This window comes from Antricoccus suffuscus (genome assembly GCF_003003235.1).
Classification (GTDB): domain Bacteria; phylum Actinomycetota; class Actinomycetes; order Mycobacteriales; family Antricoccaceae; genus Antricoccus; species Antricoccus suffuscus.
The window spans coordinates 1-20,377 of record NZ_PVUE01000005.1; the positions used below are offsets into that span (position 1 = coordinate 1).

At 65.2% G+C, this 20,377-nt stretch carries 17 protein-coding genes; 7 read left to right on the forward strand and 10 right to left on the reverse strand.

Annotated features, from left to right (window positions below; all coding sequences use genetic code 11):
* Positions 1-327: 327 nt before the first annotated feature.
* From pstS to pstB, 4 genes are all read left to right on the forward strand, one after another.
* On the forward strand, positions 328-1,425 hold the full coding sequence (gene pstS, locus CLV47_RS07565) for a phosphate ABC transporter substrate-binding protein PstS (RefSeq protein WP_202862449.1): 1,098 nt from the start codon (positions 328-330) through the stop codon (positions 1,423-1,425).
* A gap of 298 nt (positions 1,426-1,723) precedes the next feature.
* The gene (gene pstC / locus CLV47_RS07570; protein WP_106348431.1) at positions 1,724-2,725 is read left to right on the forward strand and encodes a phosphate ABC transporter permease subunit PstC; all 1,002 of its coding nucleotides are present in this window, start codon (positions 1,724-1,726) and stop codon (positions 2,723-2,725) included.
* Positions 2,725-3,807, forward strand: coding sequence for a phosphate ABC transporter permease PstA (pstA, locus tag CLV47_RS07575; RefSeq protein WP_106348432.1), 1,083 nt, complete (start codon positions 2,725-2,727; stop codon positions 3,805-3,807). The genes pstC and pstA overlap by 1 nt, the downstream gene beginning before the upstream one ends.
* 27 nt (positions 3,808-3,834) lie before the next feature.
* Complete coding sequence (gene pstB / locus CLV47_RS07580; RefSeq protein ID WP_106348433.1) at positions 3,835-4,611, forward strand: phosphate ABC transporter ATP-binding protein PstB; 777 nt, start codon at positions 3,835-3,837, stop codon at positions 4,609-4,611.
* A gap of 156 nt (positions 4,612-4,767) precedes the next feature.
* Here the strand turns inward: pstB and CLV47_RS07585 are convergent, their stop codons facing one another.
* The gene (locus CLV47_RS07585) at positions 4,768-7,044 is read right to left on the reverse strand and encodes a glycoside hydrolase family 3 C-terminal domain-containing protein (RefSeq protein WP_106348434.1); all 2,277 of its coding nucleotides are present in this window, start codon (positions 7,042-7,044) and stop codon (positions 4,768-4,770) included.
* A 118-nt stretch (positions 7,045-7,162) separates the two neighbouring features.
* On the opposite strand from CLV47_RS07585, the gene CLV47_RS07590 reads away from it, so the two are divergent.
* Entirely contained in the window at positions 7,163-8,047 is an 885-nt protein-coding gene (locus CLV47_RS07590) for an SURF1 family cytochrome oxidase biogenesis protein (RefSeq protein ID WP_106348435.1), read from the forward strand.
* A 71-nt stretch (positions 8,048-8,118) separates the two neighbouring features.
* Positions 8,119-8,667 carry a YbhB/YbcL family Raf kinase inhibitor-like protein gene (locus CLV47_RS07595; RefSeq protein WP_106348436.1) on the forward strand — a complete coding sequence of 183 codons (549 nt, stop codon included), beginning with the start codon at positions 8,119-8,121 and terminating at the stop codon, positions 8,665-8,667.
* Between the two features lie 73 nt (positions 8,668-8,740).
* On the opposite strand, the gene CLV47_RS07600 is transcribed toward CLV47_RS07595, so the two are convergent.
* The 7 genes from CLV47_RS07600 to rfbB form a co-directional block, all read right to left on the reverse strand.
* Positions 8,741-10,309, reverse strand: coding sequence for an acyl-CoA carboxylase subunit beta (locus CLV47_RS07600; RefSeq protein ID WP_106348437.1), 1,569 nt, complete (start codon positions 10,307-10,309; stop codon positions 8,741-8,743).
* Between the two features lie 94 nt (positions 10,310-10,403).
* Entirely contained in the window at positions 10,404-12,035 is a 1,632-nt protein-coding gene (locus CLV47_RS07605) for an LCP family protein (RefSeq protein WP_170110994.1), read from the reverse strand.
* 10 nt (positions 12,036-12,045) lie between these two features.
* Positions 12,046-13,602 carry a Mur ligase family protein gene (locus CLV47_RS07610; protein ID WP_106348439.1) on the reverse strand — a complete coding sequence of 519 codons (1,557 nt, stop codon included), beginning with the start codon at positions 13,600-13,602 and terminating at the stop codon, positions 12,046-12,048.
* Positions 13,599-14,369, reverse strand: coding sequence for an alpha/beta fold hydrolase (locus CLV47_RS07615; protein ID WP_106348440.1), 771 nt, complete (start codon positions 14,367-14,369; stop codon positions 13,599-13,601). The genes CLV47_RS07610 and CLV47_RS07615 overlap by 4 nt, the downstream gene beginning before the upstream one ends.
* On the reverse strand, positions 14,366-15,475 hold the full coding sequence (locus CLV47_RS07620; protein ID WP_170110995.1) for a D-alanine--D-alanine ligase family protein: 1,110 nt from the start codon (positions 15,473-15,475) through the stop codon (positions 14,366-14,368). The genes CLV47_RS07615 and CLV47_RS07620 overlap by 4 nt, the downstream gene beginning before the upstream one ends.
* A 10-nt stretch (positions 15,476-15,485) precedes the next feature.
* Positions 15,486-16,400, reverse strand: a complete 915-nt coding sequence (locus CLV47_RS07625; protein ID WP_106348442.1) for a carbohydrate kinase family protein — start codon at positions 16,398-16,400, stop codon at positions 15,486-15,488.
* Between the two features lie 8 nt (positions 16,401-16,408).
* Positions 16,409-17,407 carry a dTDP-glucose 4,6-dehydratase gene (rfbB, locus tag CLV47_RS07630; RefSeq protein ID WP_202862450.1) on the reverse strand — a complete coding sequence of 333 codons (999 nt, stop codon included), beginning with the start codon at positions 17,405-17,407 and terminating at the stop codon, positions 16,409-16,411.
* Positions 17,408-17,559: 152 nt separating this feature from the next.
* On the opposite strand from rfbB, the gene CLV47_RS07635 reads away from it, so the two are divergent.
* Positions 17,560-18,540, forward strand: a complete 981-nt coding sequence (locus tag CLV47_RS07635; RefSeq protein WP_170110996.1) for a cytochrome c oxidase assembly protein — start codon at positions 17,560-17,562, stop codon at positions 18,538-18,540.
* 112 nt (positions 18,541-18,652) lie between these two features.
* Here the strand turns inward: CLV47_RS07635 and CLV47_RS07640 are convergent, their stop codons facing one another.
* Complete coding sequence (locus CLV47_RS07640) at positions 18,653-19,570, reverse strand: hypothetical protein (RefSeq protein ID WP_106348444.1); 918 nt, start codon at positions 19,568-19,570, stop codon at positions 18,653-18,655.
* Between the two features lie 207 nt (positions 19,571-19,777).
* On the reverse strand, positions 19,778-20,293 hold the full coding sequence (locus CLV47_RS07645; RefSeq protein WP_146135315.1) for a P-loop NTPase family protein: 516 nt from the start codon (positions 20,291-20,293) through the stop codon (positions 19,778-19,780).
* Positions 20,294-20,377: the final 84 nt, after the last annotated feature.

Genomic DNA, 20,377 nt, shown 5'->3' on the forward strand with positions numbered 1-20,377 from the left:
ACGTTGTTCTTCTGCGGTATAGAAACCTTCTAAGGGCAAGACAATCAACTCCATGGGAATGGGTGACTGACTCACAACCAGACTGACACGTAGGGGCCGGCCGCAACTCGTAGAACGAGTTCACCAAAACGTCACCTCGGCGTGCTTGTGTGTGCTGGCTCACGAAGCGTGGAGTTCATCCCCCGTTTACCGGCTTTGGGACGACGCGTCATGTTGGCCCCTTACGTTGAGTCCGGGCTTGCGAGCGATCCCGCTCGCCACCGAGTGGCCCCCTCTATTCCAACCAGGTGAGTACGAGGCCGAACACCCTAAGAAGGGAATCAGTAGGTGAAGCTTTCACGTACCTACGCACTCGCCGCAGTCATGGCGGCGGGCACCATCGCACTTTCTGCTTGCTCCGATAACGTCGCGGCTTCGTCAGACAGCGGTTCGGGCTCCGGGAGCTCTAAGATCGACTGCGGCACAGGCAATCTCAACCTCAGCGGCTCGACCGCGCAGGCGAAGGCAATCGACGCGTGGCAGTCGGACTTCGCGGCCGTCTGCCCCGACATCACCGTCAACTACGACGGCACGGGCTCCGGTCAGGGCATTACGGACTTCACCGCCGGCAAGACCGACTTCGCGGGATCCGACTCATACCTCAAGCCCGAAGAGGCAACGGCCGCCGACGCCATGTGCAAGACCGGCAAGGCCATCAACTTGCCGATGGTCATCAGCCCGGTCGCGATCGTCTACAACATTAAAGGCGTCGACAAGCTCACCCTTGATGCTAAGACGCTCGCCGGCATATTCAGCGGCACGATCACCAAATGGGATGACCCGGCCATCGTCGCGCTCAACAAAGACGCGAAGATGCCGAGCACGACCATCGGCACGGTCCACCGTTCCAAGGACTCCGGTACAACCGACAACTTCACCAAGTTTCTCGACAAAGCCGGCGCGGGCGCATGGACCTTCGGCACGGGCAAGGGCTGGAAGGCGCCCGGCGGCGAAGGCGCGCCGGACTCGGCTGGCGTCGTCTCGGCGGTCAAGGCGACCGACGGCGCGATCTCGTACGTCGATGGCTCTGATGCCAAAGGCAACAACATGACCACGGCGCTCCTGGACACCGGCCACGGCGGCGTCGCACTCGACGACGCAAGCGTTGGCAAAGCGGTGGCCGCAGCAACGCCGGCCGGAACCGGCAACGATCTGAAGGTGGACATCAACTACGGGCTGTCCGAGGCCGGCGCCTATCCCGCAGTGCTCGTGACCTACGAGATCGTCTGCGAGAAGGGCAAGGATGCTGATAAGACGAAGGCGATCAAAGCATTCCTGACCTACACCTCGACGGACGGACAGAAGAAGCTCTCGGACATCGGCTACTCGCCGCTGCCAGCCGAGCTCGCTAGCAAGGTCCAGAAGGCCGTCGCGGCGATCTCCTAGGTCAAATCACGTCGTACGGCACGGCCCCCAGTGCCTAACGATCTGCGAGGTCACCACTAGGCCGTCCGGCGCCGCGTGGTCGGACACATCCGACCACGCGGCGCCGTGCCTCCTCTCTAATCCTGTGGTTAATCTCCAAAGCTTTGCCTAAACGAACATGACCAGTTTTAATAGCGCGGGGACATACCTATCTCGCTCGGCGGCGAACCAGTCGCCCCCGAACTCGGAGCGATTCGGCACCGCTCGCCGACCATGACGCGCAGCCGCGCCGGCGTACCTGATCAGACAAAGGAACCAGATGTCGACACAACTCGACGAGCCCGAGGCGAACGCGCCCGCGGCGATCCCGCCGGACGGGCCTCCAGCGGCTCCGGCGCCCAAGGTGCGCGCCGGGGACCGAGTTTTTCGGGCGCTGTCGGCCGGGTCCGGCGCCATCGTCTTGATCATGATGGCCGCGATCGCGTTCTTCCTTGTCATCAAGTCGATCCACGCGCTCACCAGCAACCAGGCGAACTTCTTCACGTACTCCGGCTGGGGTCCAGACAACGATCCGGCAATGTTCGGCATCGCCGCGCTGGCATTCCACACGCTGCTGACTTCGCTCATCGCGCTGATCATCGCCGTGCCGGTCGCCGTGGGAATCGCGCTTTTCATCACCTTCTACGCCCCGCGCAAGGTCGCATCCACGCTCGCCTACCTGGTCGACCTTCTCGCCGCCGTACCATCGATCGTCTACGGCCTCTGGGGCGTCTTCTTCCTCGCACCCCAAATGACTGGCCTGACGCTCTGGTTGAGCAAGTACTTCGGCTGGACGGTGCTGTTTGACTACCGCCCGGACAACATCCCGAGCAACCGGTCGGACTTCACCGCCGGAATCGTGCTCGCGATCATGATCCTGCCGATCGTCGCCTCGCTGTCACGCGAGGTCTTCCAGCGCGTGCCCCGCACCAACATCGAGGCCGCCCTCGCGCTGGGGGCGACCCGCTGGGAGATGGTGCGGATGTCCGTCCTTCCCTTCGGACGCCCCGGCGTCGTATCGGCGTCCATCTTGGGCCTTGGCCGGGCGCTCGGCGAGACGCTCGCGGTCATGATGATCCTGTCCGCCGTCTACGAGGTGAACCCGCACATCACCGAAAGCGGAGGCATCACCTTCGCATCGAATATCGCGCTGAAGTTCGGCGAAGCAGGAGCGATCGGCTCCAGCGCGCTCATCGCGTCCGGCATGGTGCTGTTCCTCATCACGCTCATCGTCAACTCGATCGCCCAAGCGATTTTGCGCCGGGGAATGGTGAAGGATTAATGACAACGCCTACACAGACCGCGCGCGCGACTAAACCCGGCCGCGACAACAACCCGCTGCGAGGTAGGAAGCTGCCGCAGGCCGTTGTCGTACTGCTGCCGATCGCTGTTCTCTTGCTGACACTCGGGCTGTTCTCGATCACGGGACTGCAGGGGTACGCCGGTTATGTCGTGACCGCGCTGGTCCTCTACCTCATCGTCCAATCCGTCGTCAGCTTCGCGTACGAAGGCCCGAGGCAAGCCCGCGATCGACTGGCCACGACGCTCATTTACGTCGCGTTCGCCCTGGCAATGCTGCCTCTCGTGCTCATCTTGGCCTACACGCTCGCTCGTGGACTTCGGGCACTCAGCGGCGAGTTCCTAACCCACTCGATGTTCACCATCTCCTCGTTTGAGGCCGGCGGCGGCGCGACCCACGCAATCTTGGGCACGATTTATGTGTCGCTCATCGCCGCGGTGTTCGCCGTACCGCTGGGGATACTGACCGCGATCTATCTCGTCGAATACGGCGGCAGGACACGGTTCGGCAAGTCGGTCAGCTTCTTCGTCGACGTAATGACCGGCGTACCGTCGATCGTTTCCGGTCTATTTATCTACACCTTCTGGCTACTGACGCTCGGGTTCAGCAAGACCGCGTTCGCCGGCGCGCTGTCGCTGGTGCTATTGATGTTGCCGATCGTCGTCCGGTCGACCGAAGAGATGCTTAAGCTCGTCCCCACCGACCTGCGCGAAGCGTCGTACGCTCTCGGCATACCCAAATGGCGCACGATCATCAAGGTGGTGTTGCCGACGGCGCTATCGGGCATCATCACCGGTGTGATGCTCGGCGTCGCGCGGATCATGGGTGAGACCGCTCCCCTGCTGCTGCTCGTCGGCTCGACGCCGCGGATCAACGCCGATCCGTTCAATGGCCAGATGTCGACGCTACCAACCTTCATCAACCAGTACTTCGGGCTGGCAGCAGGTAACGCGCAATCACCGAACGCCGATCGGGCATGGGCCGCCGCCCTCACTTTGATCCTGCTCATCATGGCGATCAACCTCGCGGCCAAGGCTGTCGCCCGGTTCACGCGGGCCCGTTAACACCTGAAATTTCAGATAAGGATTCCAATGAGCAAGAGCATCGAGGTCGAAGACCTCAACATCTACTACAGCAAATTCCTTGCCGTGGAAGGTGTCACGATGTCTATCGAGCCGCGGTCGATCACCGCGTTGATCGGCCCGTCCGGGTGTGGCAAGTCGACGTTCCTACGCACTCTCAACCGGATGCACGAAGTCATCCCGGGCGCGTACGCCGAAGGCAAGGTCCTCCTCGACGGCGACGACATCTACGCCTCGAGCGTTGACCCGGTCAACGTCCGGCGCAGCGTCGGCATGGTCTTCCAGCGCGCGAACCCGTTCCCGACGATGTCGATCTACGACAACGTCGTCGCCGGCCTGAAGCTGCGGGGCCGCACCAAGAAGAGCACGACCGACGCGGTCGTGGAAAAGGCGCTGCGCGGCGCGAACCTCTGGGAAGAGGTCAAAGACCGACTGAACAAGCCCGGTTCGGGACTGTCCGGCGGGCAGCAGCAACGTCTGTGCATTGCTCGCGCTACCGCGGTCGAGCCCGAGGTCCTGCTCATGGATGAACCCTGCTCAGCGCTCGACCCGATCTCGACGCTGGCGATCGAAGACCTGATGCAAGAGCTCAAGGACCGCTACACAATCGTCATCGTCACGCACAACATGCAGCAGGCGGCACGCGTATCGGACCGCACCGGGTTCTTCAACCTCGCGGCAACGGGTAAGCCCGGAAAGCTGATCGAGTACGACGTAACGACCAAGATCTTCTCCAACCCGAGCAACAAGCGCACCGAGGACTACATCACCGGCCGTTTCGGCTAAGTTTCGTACCGCCACGGGCGCATCACGGCACGCTCGACCGACGCTCAGGCAGGCCAGCCACGCGACGCCCCGTCGTACGCGACGGATCACCGAACATTCGTGACGGATCACCGGACATTCGTGACGGATCGCGGGTTATTCGTGACGGATCGCGGGTTAGTGGTTGGCGGTGCCGATCCAGTCTTCTAGCTCGCCTTCGGAGACGGGGAACCCGGGAAACCGCGCCATTCGGATCGTCGGGATCGCCCGGAACATGCGCGCGTGCTGCGGATCGGCGAAGTAGCCGGCATACGGCGTGCCCTCGAGCGCACGATGCAGCCGCTCTCCTACTGCCGGATGGTCGAGCCAGTCACCGATCTCGGCGTCCAGCTCCAGCGGTGGGGTGAGGTCTTCGCCGGTCAACTCGATCGGCGCCGACAGCCGAATGTCCCTCGACGAGGCGCCCACTCGGATCTCGAACGCACCTCCTTCGACCACCCACCGATGAAGTGAAATGTGCCAGTAGGAGAACGCGCGAGGGCCGAGCTTGAGTACGACGCGACTGCTCTGGCCCGGCTCGAGAGCGACCTTGGCAAACGATCTCAGCTCTTGATCCGGACGGAAGACCGTGGCCTGAGGATCACCGACGTACAGCTGGACGGTTTCCTTGCCGAACCGGTCGCCGGTATTGGTGACCGTGAGCTCGACCGTGACGCGCGGTGCCGCGCCGTCGTTGTCGACCGTCACGGTGAGGTCGTCGTACCCGAAGGTCGTGTAGGACAGCCCGTGTCCGAACGGATAAGCAACGTCGAGCCGTCGCGCGTCGTACCAGCGATACCCGATGAGCAGCCCCTCGCCGTATCGGACCTCGCCCAGCCCGCCCGGGAAGGCCCCAACAGTCGGGTTTTCCTCGTAACGCATCGGTATGGTCTCGGCAAGCTTGCCGGACGGGTTCGCACGTCCGGTTAAAAGGTCCGCGAGCGCCGAGCCGCCGGCCTGTCCCAGCAGCCATCCCTCCACGAGTGCCTTGGCCTGTTGCTGCCACGGCGCGACGGTGACGACCGAGCCGTTGGACAGTACGACGACCACATTCGGGTTGACCTCGTAGATCGCGGCCAGCAGATCGAACTGGTGGGCCGGCAGGTCCATGTCTTCGCGGTCATAACCCTCGGACTCGTACGCCGGCGGCAGACCCAGGAAGAGGACGACCGTCGCCGCACGCTGGGCGTGAGTGACCGCCTCGCTGACCAGCTCCGGCGCGGCCGAGTCGGCCTCGATGCTGTAGCCGGGGGCGAAGGTGACCTCGCGCTCGAGCACCGCACGCAGCGAGCTCAGCGCATCGTCGACGCGGGTCGGCCGCACCTGCGAGCTGCCGGCGCCCTGATACCGGGGGCGTCGAGCGAACTCCCCGATCACCGCCACCGGGCCACCCTCGGTCGGATTGAGCGGCAGGATCGCGCCGTCGTTCTTGAGCAGTACGGCGCTCTCACGCGCGGCCTCGGCCGCGAGTGCATGATGCGCGTCGTAGTCGACGACGACCTCGGTCGCCAACGCCGGCTGCGCGCGCTGCACCAGTTGCAGCACCCGGCGTACGGACCGGTCCACCTGCGCGGTCGTGACGGTGCCAGCCTCCACGGCCTGCACGATCGCGCGCGCACCGCTTCCTCCGGACGAGGGCATCTCCAGGTCCAGCCCAGCCGGTAACGCGGCCTCCCGGCGGTTGACCGCGCCCCAGTCGGAGACCACCAGGCCGTCGAAGCCCCACTCGTCGCGCAGCAACTCTGTGAGCAGCCACGGGTCTTCCGAGGTGTAGATGCCGTTGAGCCTGTTGTAGGAGCACATGACCGTCCACGGAGCCGCCATCGTGACCACGGTCTCGAACGCCGGCAGGTAGATCTCGCGCAAGGTGCGCTCGTCGACCTGCGCCGAGACCGACATCCGCGCGGTCTCCTGGTTGTTGGCCGCGAAGTGCTTCACCGACGTACCGACGCCTTGGCTCTGTACGCCGATGACGAACGCCGCGCCAAGCTCACCGGCTAGCACCGGGTCCTCGGAGAAGTACTCGAAGTTGCGCCCGCACAGCGGTGAGCGCTTCATGTTGACGCCCGGTCCAAGCAGCACCGAGACGCGTTCGGCGCGGCACTCCCGGCCGAGTGCGTCACCGACCCGGGTCAGCAGCGCGGTGTCCCAGGATGAGGCGAGGCCGGCGGCCGGCGGGAAGCACGTCGCGCGGGCGGTCTCCCCGGCACCGAGGTGGTCTCCGCCCGCGGACTGTTTGCGCAGGCCGTGCGGGCCGTCGGTCATCATGATCGCCGGAACGCCGAGCCGGTCCAGCGTCCTGGTGTGCCACATGCCGGCCCCATCGAGCAGGGAGGCCTTCTCCTTCAGTGTCAGGTTGGCGACGAGCCCTTCGATATCGAGCGGCACGCCGCCCTCCTCGCGGTCCTTGGTCATCAGGGGTTCCCTTCGGCCGGCGCGCTCTTCGCCAGCACTCTAACGCGTACGACGTACCTGAAAAGGTAATTGCCCACTCTCACGCCAATCGAGCGCACGGACCGGGTAGCGTCTCAGTGTGTACCGCTTCCTGCTAACCCCCAAATGGCTTGCCAGTATCGCCGGAGTCGTGATTGCCATCCTGGTGATGATTGGCCTGGCCAACTGGCAGCTGGACCGGCTGTACACGAAACGCGCGGCCAACGCGGCGATCACCGCATCAGCGAAGGCCGCCGTCGTACCGGCAGACACGCTGCTCCCCGCATCGGCCAAGGAAGCGCCGAAAGGTTCGGCCGAATGGCACCGCGTCAGCGTCACAGGGACATATCTCGTGGACAAGACGGTCTTGATCCGCGGTAGTACCACCGATCAGGGGGTCGGGTTCGAGGTCGTCGTACCGCTCAAGGCCGCAGACGGCAGCGTTTATCTCATCGATCGCGGGTTCGTGCTCGCGCCGAGCTCGGCCGATCAGCTGCCCACCATCCCCGATGCCCCGAAGGGCCAGGTCGACGTCACCGGACGTGCCCGCCTCACCCACGCCTCGATCGGATCGGCAACTGAGATCGACCTCATCCAAGGCACTCGCACCGTCCGGGCACTCAACACCGAGAGTCTCGCCCACGCACTCAAGCTCAAACTATCGGGTGGCTACGTCACGGCGCTGGAGGAAGTCCCCGCCGACGGGGCGTCGTACCCCAAAATCGAACGGATCGCGCTGCCCAACCTCGATGAGGGTCCACACCTGTCGTACGCCGTGCAGTGGTTCCTGTTCGCCGGCCTGTCGTTTGTGGCGTTCCTCTATCTCATCAAGCGAGAAGGCGATCTACGACTGCTCGGCGATGACGACTGGGACGACGAGCCGTTCGACGATGACGAGCCCGACCGCGCTGGCACCTCCGGCGGGCCAACCGGCGACGATCCGCCGCCCGACCCGTCCAAGTACAGTACGAAAGTGTTGCACTAGCCCGTCCGCTGCAGCAGAAGTAAGCAGCGAGGCGGCCTGAGAATACCGTCGACGAAAGGCATTGAAGTCTTATGAGCCGTCCTCTTGAACGCCCCACAGCACCCGACCCGTACGCACTCCTGCCGCAGGTCCCGTCCTTCACCGTCACCAGCACCGACGTCACTGATGGCCAGCAGATGAGTCTCGCCCAGGTGCACACCATGGGAAACCCAGACGGCGGAAACACCTCTCCGCAGCTAGCGTGGTCCGGCGCGCCCGAGGGGACCAAGGGGTACGTCGTCACCTGCTTCGATCCCGATGCACCGACCCCGTCCGGCTTCTGGCACTGGCTGCTAGTCGACCTCCCGGCCGACGTCACCGAACTGCCCACCGGTGCCGGCGCGGCCGATGGCGGGCTGCCCGGCAAGGCATTCCAGACCCGCAACGACTTCGGCACGTTCGACTTCGGCGGCGCCGGCCCGCCTCCCGGAGACGGTCCGCACCGCTACATCTTCGTCGTACACGCCATCGACGTCGAGACGCTAGGCGTCGACAAGGACGCGTCCGCGGCGTTCGTCAGCTTTAACCTGGTGTTCCACACGTTCGCCCGCGCGATCATCGCGCCGACGTTCGGCCACTAAGTCTCGGTCGTCGAGCGCAGCGAACGAAGCCGAGACGCAGCAAGTCGGCGCTCGACGACCGAAATTCTGAGCTCTAAGGGCGCATGCCGAATGACGGGCGGCCGACCAGCGGCGGCAGCAGCCGGTAGGCGTCACGCACCCACTCACACAGCAGCCGGCGCGAGTCGCGCGGGTCGATGAGGTCGTCGACGCCGAATCGTTCGGCGGTACGAAGCGGTGACCGGATCGCCTCCATCTCCTCCTGGATCTTCGCGAGCAGCGCGTCCGGGTCGTCCGAGGCCTCAAGCTCCGAGCGGTACGCCGCCTCGATCCCGCCTTCGACCGGCAGCGATCCCCAGTCCCCGGACGGCCACGCCCACTGCGGGACATAACCGTGCCTGTTGACCTGGCCGGCGCCACCGACCCCGAAGACGCGGCGTACGACGACCTCGGCCATCGGCACGTTGGCTTGGTACGCCGCGGAGATCGCGCGGGCGCCATCCCGGATCGCGCCGGTCCTCTCGGCGGCGAGGCCGATCGCGAGACCCGACTGGTCGGTGAGGCTGACGATCGGAAGGTGGAACATCGTGCACAGATCGACCAGCCGCGTCATCGCCTGTCCGCCCTGTCCCGTCATGGCCGCGCCCTTGTAGGGGTCCGTAGCTATGACCCCGACCGGATGCCCGTCGAGCCGGGCGAGCCCGGTGAAGATCGACCCGCCGTACTCGGCGTACGTGAAGACCGAACCACTATCAAAGACGCCATCGAGCAACGGCTTGAGCCGGTAGACCTTGCGGCGGTCGCGCGGGATGAGTGAGATCAGCGCCTCGTCGCGCCGGTCGACCGGGTCGTCGTTGTCGATGACGGTCGGAATCTCGTTGACGTTAGAGGGCAGGTAGGACAAGAATCGGCGGATCTCGGCGAACGCCTCTTCCTCGCTGTCGACCCAGCGTTCGACGGCGCCCGAACGACGATGCACTTCGTAGCCGCCGAGCTCCTCCTTGGTCAGATCCTGCCCGGTCGCGTGCAGCACGACGGGCGGGCCGGCCACGAACAGCTGCGCGAGGCCCTTGACAAAGATGGCCAGGTGCGACATCGCGGTCCGTCCGGCGCCGAGGCCCGCGACCGGCCCGCCGCCATAGGCGATGACCGGGATTACCGACATGTTGTCCACGACGGTGTCCCAGGCGGGGTTCGCCGGGACGTACGTCGCCCCCATGGTCTCCAACGACTTGATGCTGCCGCCGCCACCGGTGCCCTCAATCATCCGCACCAACGGCAGGCCGAGCTTGTTAGCCATGAGCTCCGCGTGCAACTGCTTCCCGCGGATCGACGCGTCCGACGCACCACCGCGGACCGTGAAGTCATCCGCCCCAATAATGACCTTGCGACCCTCGACCCGGCATGAGCCGACAACGAAGTTGGGCGCGGCCAGGTCGGTGAGCTCGCCGTTTTCGTCGTACTCGCCAAAGCCGGCAATGGCGCCGACTTCGGCCCAGGTGCCCGGGTCGGCGAACGCATCGATGCGCTCACGCACGTTGAGCCGGCCGGCGTCACGCTGCCGCTTGAGCTTCGCCTCGCCGCCCATCCGCTCGACGAGCTTGCGGCGAGCCGCAATTTGCTCAACTTCCGGGGACCAATCACCGGACTTCTTCGTCGTCATGCAGGACTACTCCTTCAACCGTCGGGAACGCGAGGCGTTTCCGATCATGCCCTAACGGGCCGAGAGGGCCGCGCACAGGCGTCGCCCCCGACGTTCAGCAGGTCTCGACGACCGGCGCGGTCGCAGTCGGGGCCGACTCGCTCGGGGCGCCCCAGGTGCTGCCCTGCGCGTCGTCGACGGCGCCCGGCCCCGCGTTGGGGTTGGGCTTGGCCGTGCTGTCGGCCGGCTGCTGGTCCTGCCCACCCGCCGGCGTACTTTCCAGCGGCTGGTCGTTGATGATCGCGTCGAACATGGCCGGGCCGGCGTTGTCATCGATGCGTAGGCCGACGGCTGACGAGTCCGGCAACGGAATAGTCGCCGCGGACATCGGCGGCACGACGATGACGGCCGCGCCGGACTTCTCGTGTTTGCCGAGGTCGCTGAGTGACCCGGCCAGGGTGCGCATCTGTCCGAGCGTCGTCGAGTCGTCGATGGTGAGCGCGGCGGCCGAGGCGAAAGCGAACTTCGTCGCGCGCACCGGATTGATCAGGGTCTGTGCGCTCAGCGCGGCCGAGAAAAGCTTGGACAGGAAGTCGATTTGACGAGTCGCGCGGGCCGGGTCGTCACCGCTTCCCTGGTTGACTGCGCGCACATAGTCGGCCGCCTGTTTGCCGTCGAGGGTCGTCGTACCGGCCGGCAAAGACAGTTTCTGTGCGGGATCCTTCAACGGGTCCTTCAGACACACGTCAATGCCGCCGAGCGCATCGACTACCTCGGGGAACTTCCCCAGGTCGACGCCGATGTAGTGGTTGATCATGATCCCGGTCGTCGCCTGCACGGCCGCCACCGAGCACCTGGCACCGCCCGCGGCGTACGCCGACTCAATCGTCCCGGTAAAGGTCGCGACCGGCTTCTTGGCGGTGCCGCAGGGTGGTATGTCGACGACGGTCGTCCTGGGGAAGCTGACGATCACCAACCGCTTTTCATTGGCCGACAAGTGCGCAAGCGCGGTGATCTGCGCGCCGTTCGCGTCGTGGCTCGAGCTGTCAGACACGGTGATCAAGTAGTTCTGGGCGCCCTCCTGGAGCGGGCGGTCGACGACTTCCGCGCCATCGACCCGCAGCACCGACTCGCGGGCGATCTGAGCGCGCGCGATAAACAGCACCGCCACGTAGTACGCCGCGACGATCCCGACAACGATCCCGACAACGAGCAGCGCGCGCACCGCCGGATGCCGCTGATAGATGCTGCGACGGTCGCGTTCGCCGTCCTCTGACGGGTCGAGCAAGACGCTCGAGCGGGGCTGTTCTGCGGCCGAATCGAGGCTGTTCGAGGCAAGTTCATCGTCGTCGGAATTGTCGTTTCCAGCGCCGTCGATATCGGAGCCGTCCTCAGCACCGCTGTCGGTGCCGAGGTCGCGCCCACTCGCCGCGGATCGCGGCGCGGGTTCCCGCGGATCATCGGAGGTTCGTGACGGATCGCCGGAATTTCGTGACGGATCGCCGGAATTTCGTGACGGATCATCGGAATTTCGTGACGGATCGCCGGAATTTCGTGACGGATCATCGGAATTTCGTGACGGATCGCGCTCGTCCTCGTCTTCCGCGGCGCGGCGTCGCCGCGACCCGGTGTCCTGTTGCCGGCCGAGCCGGGCCATCAGCTCCGCGACCGTGACCTGCGGTGCCAGTCCTTCGGGTTCGCCATCGTCGCCGACACTGTGGTTATCGGCGTGGTGCTCATCGGTCATGCGTGAATACTCACGGATAGTGCACGGGAAGGTCGTTTTCGTAAAGTACGCCGTCCCCTTCGCCAAGCTCAGAACGCAGCATCTGAACGGCATCCTCGCGGCGGGCGACCTCGGTAGCCTTGATCCCGGCCCGTTTCGCGCCGGCAAGCAGGGCGCGGCGGTTGGTGTGCCCGACCACGATGAGCCGATCGACATACCCGATTGACTCGGCGATCCACGCCTCGTTTTCGGCATCTTGGCGGCTACCGAGCTCCACCATGCCGGGTGTCACGACGACCGCCGTGCCGTTTGTCCGCCGCCGCAGGTCGGCCGTCGCGGCCCGCGCGCCGGCGGGGTTGGAGTTAAACGTGTCGTCGATGACGACCCAGCCGCCGGGCGCCGTACCGGCAACGCGGCGGTTCTTCGGTCGCGCGATTCGGCCGACGTTGTGCAGCACGGTCGCGGGGTCGATGCCCAGCGCCAAGATCGCGCCGAGAGCGCTGGCCAAGTTTTGCGCGTCAAGCGATTGCGCGTCCTCGTGGACCGCGTGCAGGTGTTGCCCGCGTACGTCGATGTCGAACCCGTCAGCCACTGTGACGACGGTGATATCGGCGCCGGCCGCTGGGGTAGTCGCCACTCGGATCACCTCACTGGACACGGAACGGTCGGCGCACATCCGCTCGGCGAGCGCGGCCAGCGGCGAGTAGTCGACATTGATGACGGCCGGTTTGCCGGGCTGGAAGATCTCGCTCTTGGCCGCGACGATCCCCTCGATCGTCTTCATACGTTCGAGGTGGACCGGTCCGACTGCGCAAAAGACCGACACGTCCGGCGGGAAGTAACGACACAGCGCGGCGATCTCACCGGGGCCGTAGGTGCCCATCTCCGCGACGAAGACCTCGGTGCCGGGCTCGAGCTTTTCGCTGACCGCGCGGCTGAGGCCCGCCTTGTTGTTGAACGACGCAGGGCTCGGCACGCACGACTTGACGCCCTGCAACAGCGTCGCGACGTACTCCTTCGTCGTCGTCTTGCCGAAGCTGCCGGTGATCGCGATCGTGGCCGGGTTGACCTTGCGCAGTGCCTGTGCCGCGGCCGTCGCGTACTTCTCACCGATCGCGCTTTCGATCGGTAGCGCGATGATGAGCGCGACGTCGACCAGAAGCGGTGTAACGAGCGCGGTGACGGTAAGCGAGATACCGAGCCAGATCCCCGGCAGCGCCCATAGGACGAGCGCAAGGACGACGAGCAGTACGACGCTGAGGATGGTGACGACGATCAGCCGCCGGGTGAACTTCGCTGTCAGTTCGAGACGACGCACCGAGAGGTCGACCGGCGCAACAACCATCAAGATGCACGCGGCGATGAGTACGGCGGACGCGACGAGGGGCGCGGTGAACAGCACGCCCAGGATGGCCAGGACGACCGCGACGGCGAGAATCACGTAGTTGGTCGGTATGACGGCGAACCAGCGGCGAAGAGTGGCGACCACGGATCCGGGGATGTAATGCTCGAGTTGCGCGATCTTGAGGCTGCGTAGCAGGAGTACGACGACGGCGATACCGGCGACGACCGCGGCGAGAATACTCATCCGGCGTCCTTGAGGATGATGGTGATCGCTGCCTGCAGCTCGTCGCGCATCTCGTTGACGGTGTCGTGTCCGGTGGCCTCGCCTACGACGACGTGCGTGGCGCCGAGGACTTCAGCGAGTTTGTCGACCTGAGCTGCCGGGGCCTCAGTGTCGTTTCGCCCCCAGACCAGCGCGACCGGCTTGTGCTGCTCGCCGACCGCCCGAAGGTCGTCGTCGTAGTTGTCGTTGACGATGCGCACAAATACCGGGCGCAGGGCGGGCCCGGCCGTGCGGTAGTCGGTGCTGCCGTACTTCTGTCGTTGCTTTTCCATCAGCGAGTCCGGGAGCACCTTGATTTTGTTGAGCATCTTGGCCACCCGAAACGCTAATGCCGGTTTGGACTTGGGCGCGTCGTCGGGCCGGATCAACGGCGATCCGGTGATCACCAGCCCGGCGACCAGGTCGGGGCGCTTGGCGGCAAGGCGTACGGCGACCCGTCCCCCGAACGAGTGTCCGGCCAGCACCATGTTCTTCCAGCCACGCGTGTCGAGTGCGTCAGCGACCGCGTCAGCGTATTCCGGCGTACCCCACTCCGACGACGGCAGCTTGGTCTGGCCGAATGCGGGCAGATCGATCGCGACGGTCGGGATTTCGGTGGCGAGCAGCCAGTCGAAGTCGTGCGCGGTCCGCTGCCATCCATGCATCGCGAGTACGGCGGGCTGCTGCGCATTGGTGCGCCCGAAGATCGGGATCTCACCAAGTGGGAGGGACCTGGGCGTTGCGCTCATGCGAGCTTCGAGGCGATGCTGTGCGCGTCGCGCAGCAGCCGGCCGTCGGCGCCTTGCGAGGTCCACCGGCCAACACCGCGCGCGCCGGCCTCCTCGATCAGGCCGGTCAGCAGGGTCTTGAACGCCTGTTGCGGCGTACCGGACCAGAGGTACTTCGCCCAGGAGCCGGGCAGCGCGTTGAGCTCGTTGACGACGTACGACGTGCCGTCGGTCATGAAGTCCAGCCGCATCACGCCCCGGGCCGGGAGCGCAGCCGCGATCGCCGATGCCGCGTCGCCGAGCTGTTTGCGCAGCTCAGGGGTGATGTTGGCGGGGAGTTCCCGGGCCGCCCCGGCCATACCCTCGCCGCTGACGTACTTGTCGTCGTACGACAGCGCGCCGACGCCTTTGCCGATCGGCCGCTCGAACTCCGACAACGTGGGCTCGGGGTAGTTGCGCATCGCGACGTTGACGTCGTACCAGCCATCGAGCATCTGCTCGACGTACGCACCGGCGGCGTACAGCGACTGCGACTTGATCAGCGCGACGGCGTCGTCGATGGTGTCGACCACTTCGACGCCGAGCGAGGAGCCGCCGAAACGCGGCTTGAGGACGTATGGCCCGTCGAAGCCCGGCGTGATTGGCTTGCCGCCGGCGATGAGGATGCGCTTGGCGACCGGCAGTCCGAGGCTCGCGGCAAACGCGGCGAAGGCGAGCTTGTCCATGCACAGCGCCGCCTCGCGCAGGGTCGGGCCGGTGTAGGCGATGCCCGCCAGCTCCAGCAGAGCCTGCAGGTGACCGTCTTCGCCGGGCGCACCGTGGCAGCCGACGACCGCGACGTCGATCTCCACCTTGGATGTACGACCCAACCGACCCTTGACGACCAAACCCGGATCCGTGCCGAGCTGCCAGTCGACGTCCTTGCCGCCGGCGGGAACACCGTCGGCGAACGCGCTTGCCTCGAGGGTCGGCTCGTGCAGGCTCCACCGGCCCTGTTTCGACCAGTAGAGCACCGACACGTCGTACCCGATATCGGCAAGTGCGCGGGCGGCCTGTAGTCCGGTCAGGATGCTGACATCGTGCTCGGGGGAAGGCCCGCCAACTATGACGGCCAGACGCTTATTCATGGGAACCATCCTAATGGGCACCGGTGACTTCATCCCGCGTTGGCGGGGCCGCACCGGCACGCGAAACTGTGATCGCCGCACAGGTGAGCGCGAAGTCTACGAGGTCAGTTAAGTGTTCTTGGGTCATTTCAGTGAGTGAGTGCCTACCGAGCAGGTCGCGTTCGGCTAACCCTGCCAGCAATCCCGCCATCATCGAGTCGCCCGCCCCGACCGTATCGACCACGGCGACGGTCCGCGCCGGCCGGGCGACGTACTCCTCGCTCGTTAGCGCGAATGCCCCGTGTGCGCCTCGGGTGATCACCACGACGGCCGGACCTTTTGCGATCCAGTCACGGGCGATCTGTACGAGATCTCGCGGCTCCGGGTAGAGCCAGCGCAGGTCATCCTCGCTGGCCTTGACCACGTCGGCGAGCGCGACTTGACGCTCGACACGGACGACCTCCTCGTCACGACTTCGGCCGCCGGGACGCACATTCGGGTCGTAGCTGATCGTGGCGTCGCTGCTGCGTGCCAGGCTCTCGAACAGTTCCGGGTCACGCTGCATCGCCAGCGAGCCGAGGTGCAGCACGTCCGTGACGCCTACCGGCGGAGCGGTGTCCCAGTGACTGTCCGCCGTACCGTCCAGGTAAAACTCGTACGCCGCATCGCGTTCGTCGTCCAGCGTCGCCATCGCCAGCGATGTCGGTTGGTCGGTCCGACGTACTAGTCGGTCGCTGACGCCGTTGTCGGTGAGGTGTTTCAGGATGCGCTCCCCGAGCGGGTCGGTGCTGATCCTGGTGAGAAAAGCGGTGTCCAGGCCGAGCCGCGCCGCGCCGACCGCAACATTGAGCGGGCTGCCCCCGACGTGGGCGGCGTACTGCTGCCCATCGGTGGTGACCAGGTCGATGAGCGCCTCGCCGGCGACGACGAGGCGTGCGGTGCTCATCTCGTTCGCTATCGGCCTAGCTTGGTGTAACGCGCTTCGGTGGCGTCCTTCTGCGGCTTCCACCACCACTCGTTGGCCTTGAACCACTCGACGGTGGCATCGAGGCCTTCGCGCAGCGTCGTGTACTTCGGCGTCCAGCCGAGCTCGTCGCGGATCTTGGTCGAGTCGATCGCGTAGCGCAGGTCGTGACCGGGACGGTCCGGGACGAAATCGTACGCGTCGGCCGGCTGGCCCATGACCTCGAGCAGCTCGGTGAGGATGTCCTTGTTCTGGCGTTCCTCGCCGGAGCCGATGAGGTAGGTCTCGCCGATCCGTCCCTTGTTCAGGATCAACAGCACGGCGGCATTGTGATCATCGACATGCGTCCACTCGCGGACGTTGACGCCCGCGCCGTACAGCTTGGGCCGCTGACCGGTGAGGATGTTGGTGATCTGCCGCGGCAGGAACTTCTCGACGTGGTGGTAGGGCCCGTAGTTGTTGGCGCAGTTGGAGATCGTCGCCTGGATGCCGAACGAGCGCTGCCAGGCGCGCACCAACATGTCGCTGGAGGCCTTGCTGGCCGAGTAGGGGCTGGACGGGTCGTACGGCGTGTCCTCGCGGAACTTGTCCGGCGAATCCAGCTCGAGGTCGCCGAACACCTCGTCGGTGGAGATGTGGTGCAGCCGCTTCTCGTGCTTGCGCACCGCCTCGAGGATCGCGAACGTGCCGAGGATGTTGCTCTTGATGAACGGCGACGGGTCGTCCAGCGAGTTGTCGACGTGCGACTCGGCCGCGAAGTGTACGACGATGTCGGTGCCCGCGATCAGTTTGTCCATCAGGTCCATGTCGGCGATATCGCCTTCGACGAACTGGATCTTCTCCGCGACTGTCTTGAGGTTGTCCTTGTTGCCGGCGTACGTGAGGGCGTCGACAACGGTGATGTCGTACTCGGGGTGCTTCGCAAGCGTCTGAATGACGAAGTTGGCGCCGATGAAACCGGCAGCACCGGTGACGAGCATGCGGGTCATGTAGGAAATCCTCCAGGTAATTGGACCCTCCAAGGTTACCGTGGCACCTCGCCCAGGATCATTTACTCGATTGTGGCGTGAGCCATGAGGCCGATTCCCGTTCCCGAGCGATCGAAACGCTACATTCACCGTCGCCGCAGAAGACTGGACCGGTGATCACCTCGGCCTCCGTCAACCTGCCGCCTACCGTGGCCGATCTGGTGACCGAATGGAGATTCGATCCGGTGACCGCCGCGGCGGCCGGGCTCGCACTCTATGCCTACGTCAGGGCGCGACGAACCGCATTCCGTGACGGCGTGCTGTGGCCCTGGCGACGGGACCTGATTTTCGTTGTCGGGATCGCCGCGGTTGTCTGGACCTCCAGCGGCTTTACGCAGGCTCGCGGCGCGCAACTGATGTGGGTGTGGACCACCCAACAGCTCCTGTTACTCCTCGTGGTGCCCGTGATCGTGCTGATGGCGCATCCAGTCACTTTGTTTCGCCTGGTCGGCGGTCCGCATGCGTTAGTGCCACGACTACTGAAGTCACGACCGATTCGCATCATCGGTCACCCACTGATCGGTCCGATCCTCGTGCCGATCCTCTGTCTCCTGCTGTTCTTCGGCGGACTCGGATCACTCGCGTTGTCTACGGCGCCAGCAGGTTGGCTGGTGCACTTGCTGCTGTTATTCGTCGGGCTACTGATCGCGCTTCCGTTGCTTGACCCCGACGACGATAGGTCGTCGCTGGCCTTGGGCATGGCTGTCGCAATTGGCTTCGCGGAACTGCTGCTCGATGCCTTCCCGGGCATCGTGCTACGCCTTCAGGATCACCTCATGATGCCGTATTTCGGTTCTGGCCGACCGATGTGGGCGCCGGGCTGGCTCAGTGACCAGCACCTTGCGGGATCTATCTTGTGGACGGTCGCCGAAGTGCTTGATCTGCCGTTCTTGATTCTCGTCATGGTGCGATGGCTGCGGGTCGACGCGAAGGAAGCGGTAAAGATCGACGCCGTACTCGATGCGCGCCGCGAAGCCAACGTGCCGGACACGGACCAGCGATCCGCAAGCGGGTTGGCCGCAGACGAGCCGACGGCGGATCGGCCCTGGTGGCTAGACGATCCGGAGTTGCGTCGGCGCTACCCAACCGAATGAGCTAACCCAGCCATCCGGAATCACCGCTTGTGTCACCGACCATGCTCTTGTGTCACCGACCTCGGTGACACAAGGCCACAGGCCACGACACAAGCGGGGCCGGACCTGTCGGTCAACGCCCAAGCCGCGCGCGGCGTACTTTGGCCTCGATCCTGCCCGCGACGCCCAAGTCCCTCCACACCACTCGGGCGACGCCGTAGCCCAACGCGCGGAGCTGGTCCTCTCGCACCTTCTCAGCGATAATCGCCTCACGTGCATCGTCTGGGCCGTACTTCATCAGGCCGTCGAACTCGACAATCAGGCGGTGACGTGGCAGCAAGAAGTCGACCCGGCCGACGAACGCCCCGGACTCGTCGTAGATTTCCACCTGTGGTCTGACCGGACCGAGGTCGAGGGAGTTCAGCACCAATCTGGTCCGGGACTCCCCCGGAGACTCCGTCCGTGGCTCAGCGAGTTCGACGGCGCGCCACGCGCGGCTTACCTTCGGGAATCCGGCCATCCGGTCAAGCCATTCATGCAGGTGATCGATCGTTGTGAGGCCACTTGCGAGCGCCCCATCTGCAGCGACCACGCCGGATTCAATGCCACACACCATCGCCGTACCGAGTACGGCGATCGTCGGGTGCACAGCACGCAGTCCCTCGATCACGACCAGTTCGCGCGGCCCATAGCTCGGGTGCACCGCGACGCCGCGCCGGCTGTAACGCTCGCCGGCATCGACCCTCGCGAAATGGATCCGGCTCAGATCGGCGCCCCAGATCGGAATGTCGTGCAGTGCCAACGCCGAGTAGTGACTCGCAACGACCGGGAAACTGAACGTCGGCAACGTCGCCTCAACCCGAAGGACATGTCGCTGCTCCGGATGCAGCGCCCGAAACTCGGTCATCCCGACGTAGCAGCCTTTCGCGATGCGCATGATCTCGCCGCTTCGAACTTTGTCGGCCAGCTTCTGCGCCGACCAACCATCACGACGCGCATCGAGCGCGGTAAAGAGCGGCGCGGTCGCGGGGCGGTAGGGGGTCGAAGTCATGTGCAGATGGTCGCCAATAATTCGGCGTGCTAATGGCCGTGGATGCACTAAATGTGGACGACACGCACCTTGTGGATAATCACAACGTCCGCACTTGTGTCACCGACCATGCTCTTGTGTCACCGACCTCGGTGACACAAGGCCACAAGCCATGACACAAGCGGGGCCGGGACGGCGAGTCGAACCGGTAAGCGGGTCGCAGAGCGACTAGTCGAACCAGGTGACCGAGTGGGCTTGAAAGTCGTCCGGCTCCATTGCCGCACAACCCAGCGGTAACGCACCGATCACCGGTACGCCGGTGATCGTCTGGAGGAACTCCTTCGCCTCGGTGCGTGCAGATTCCTCGACCGGGGCGTCATCCAGGACCAACCCGTCGAGCGGCACCTCGAGAATGTCACGCAGCGCCTCGACGACCTCGAGTGCGCGGTCGGTGTCCCGCCCGACGGCGAGATTCATCGTCACGTCGATGTCGAGGCGGCGGGCGGCGCGGTAGACCCGTTGCACCGTCGTCATGTCGTCGGCCGGCTCGGCGAAGTAGACGACAACCAGGTCGGTGTCTTCGAGTTGGCGGCGTACGGCGTCGGCAAACGCGTCCGGCGCGACCGCCGTGTCGTTGATCTCGCCCAGATTGACCCTTACCCCTCGTCTCCCCGCGGCCGCCGCCATCGCCGCGCCGACCAGGGGCGCGTGGCCGCCACCGGGTGCTACCAAAACCAACGTCATCGCGCTGACTCCCAACGTGTCGCCGTACTCGCAGTAGCCATCGTGTCATTTCGAGGCGAAGGTCAACCAAACGGGCTCCGCGTG

Bases quoted from the DNA above. Each gene is read 5' to 3' on its own strand.
- rfbB (WP_202862450.1), bottom strand. From the start codon at position 17,407: ATGACCCGCATGCTCGTCACCGGTGCTGCCGGTTTCATCGGCGCCAAC.
- CLV47_RS07640 (WP_106348444.1), bottom strand. From the start codon at position 19,570: ATGACTTCGACCCCCTACCGCCCCGCGACCGCGCCGCTCTTTACCGCG.
- CLV47_RS07620 (WP_170110995.1), bottom strand. From the start codon at position 15,475: ATGAATAAGCGTCTGGCCGTCATAGTTGGCGGGCCTTCCCCCGAGCAC.
- CLV47_RS07615 (WP_106348440.1), bottom strand. From the start codon at position 14,369: ATGAGCGCAACGCCCAGGTCCCTCCCACTTGGTGAGATCCCGATCTTC.
- pstA (WP_106348432.1), top strand. From the start codon at position 2,725: ATGACAACGCCTACACAGACCGCGCGCGCGACTAAACCCGGCCGCGAC.
- CLV47_RS07585 (WP_106348434.1), bottom strand. From the start codon at position 7,044: ATGACCAAGGACCGCGAGGAGGGCGGCGTGCCGCTCGATATCGAAGGG.
- CLV47_RS07595 (WP_106348436.1), top strand. From the start codon at position 8,119: ATGAGCCGTCCTCTTGAACGCCCCACAGCACCCGACCCGTACGCACTC.
- CLV47_RS07610 (WP_106348439.1), bottom strand. From the start codon at position 13,602: ATGAGTATTCTCGCCGCGGTCGTCGCCGGTATCGCCGTCGTCGTACTC.
- pstC (WP_106348431.1), top strand. From the start codon at position 1,724: ATGTCGACACAACTCGACGAGCCCGAGGCGAACGCGCCCGCGGCGATC.
- pstB (WP_106348433.1), top strand. From the start codon at position 3,835: ATGAGCAAGAGCATCGAGGTCGAAGACCTCAACATCTACTACAGCAAA.
- CLV47_RS07605 (WP_170110994.1), bottom strand. From the start codon at position 12,035: ATGACCGATGAGCACCACGCCGATAACCACAGTGTCGGCGACGATGGC.
- CLV47_RS07645 (WP_146135315.1), bottom strand. From the start codon at position 20,293: ATGACGTTGGTTTTGGTAGCACCCGGTGGCGGCCACGCGCCCCTGGTC.
- CLV47_RS07625 (WP_106348442.1), bottom strand. From the start codon at position 16,400: ATGAGCACCGCACGCCTCGTCGTCGCCGGCGAGGCGCTCATCGACCTG.
- CLV47_RS07600 (WP_106348437.1), bottom strand. From the start codon at position 10,309: ATGACGACGAAGAAGTCCGGTGATTGGTCCCCGGAAGTTGAGCAAATT.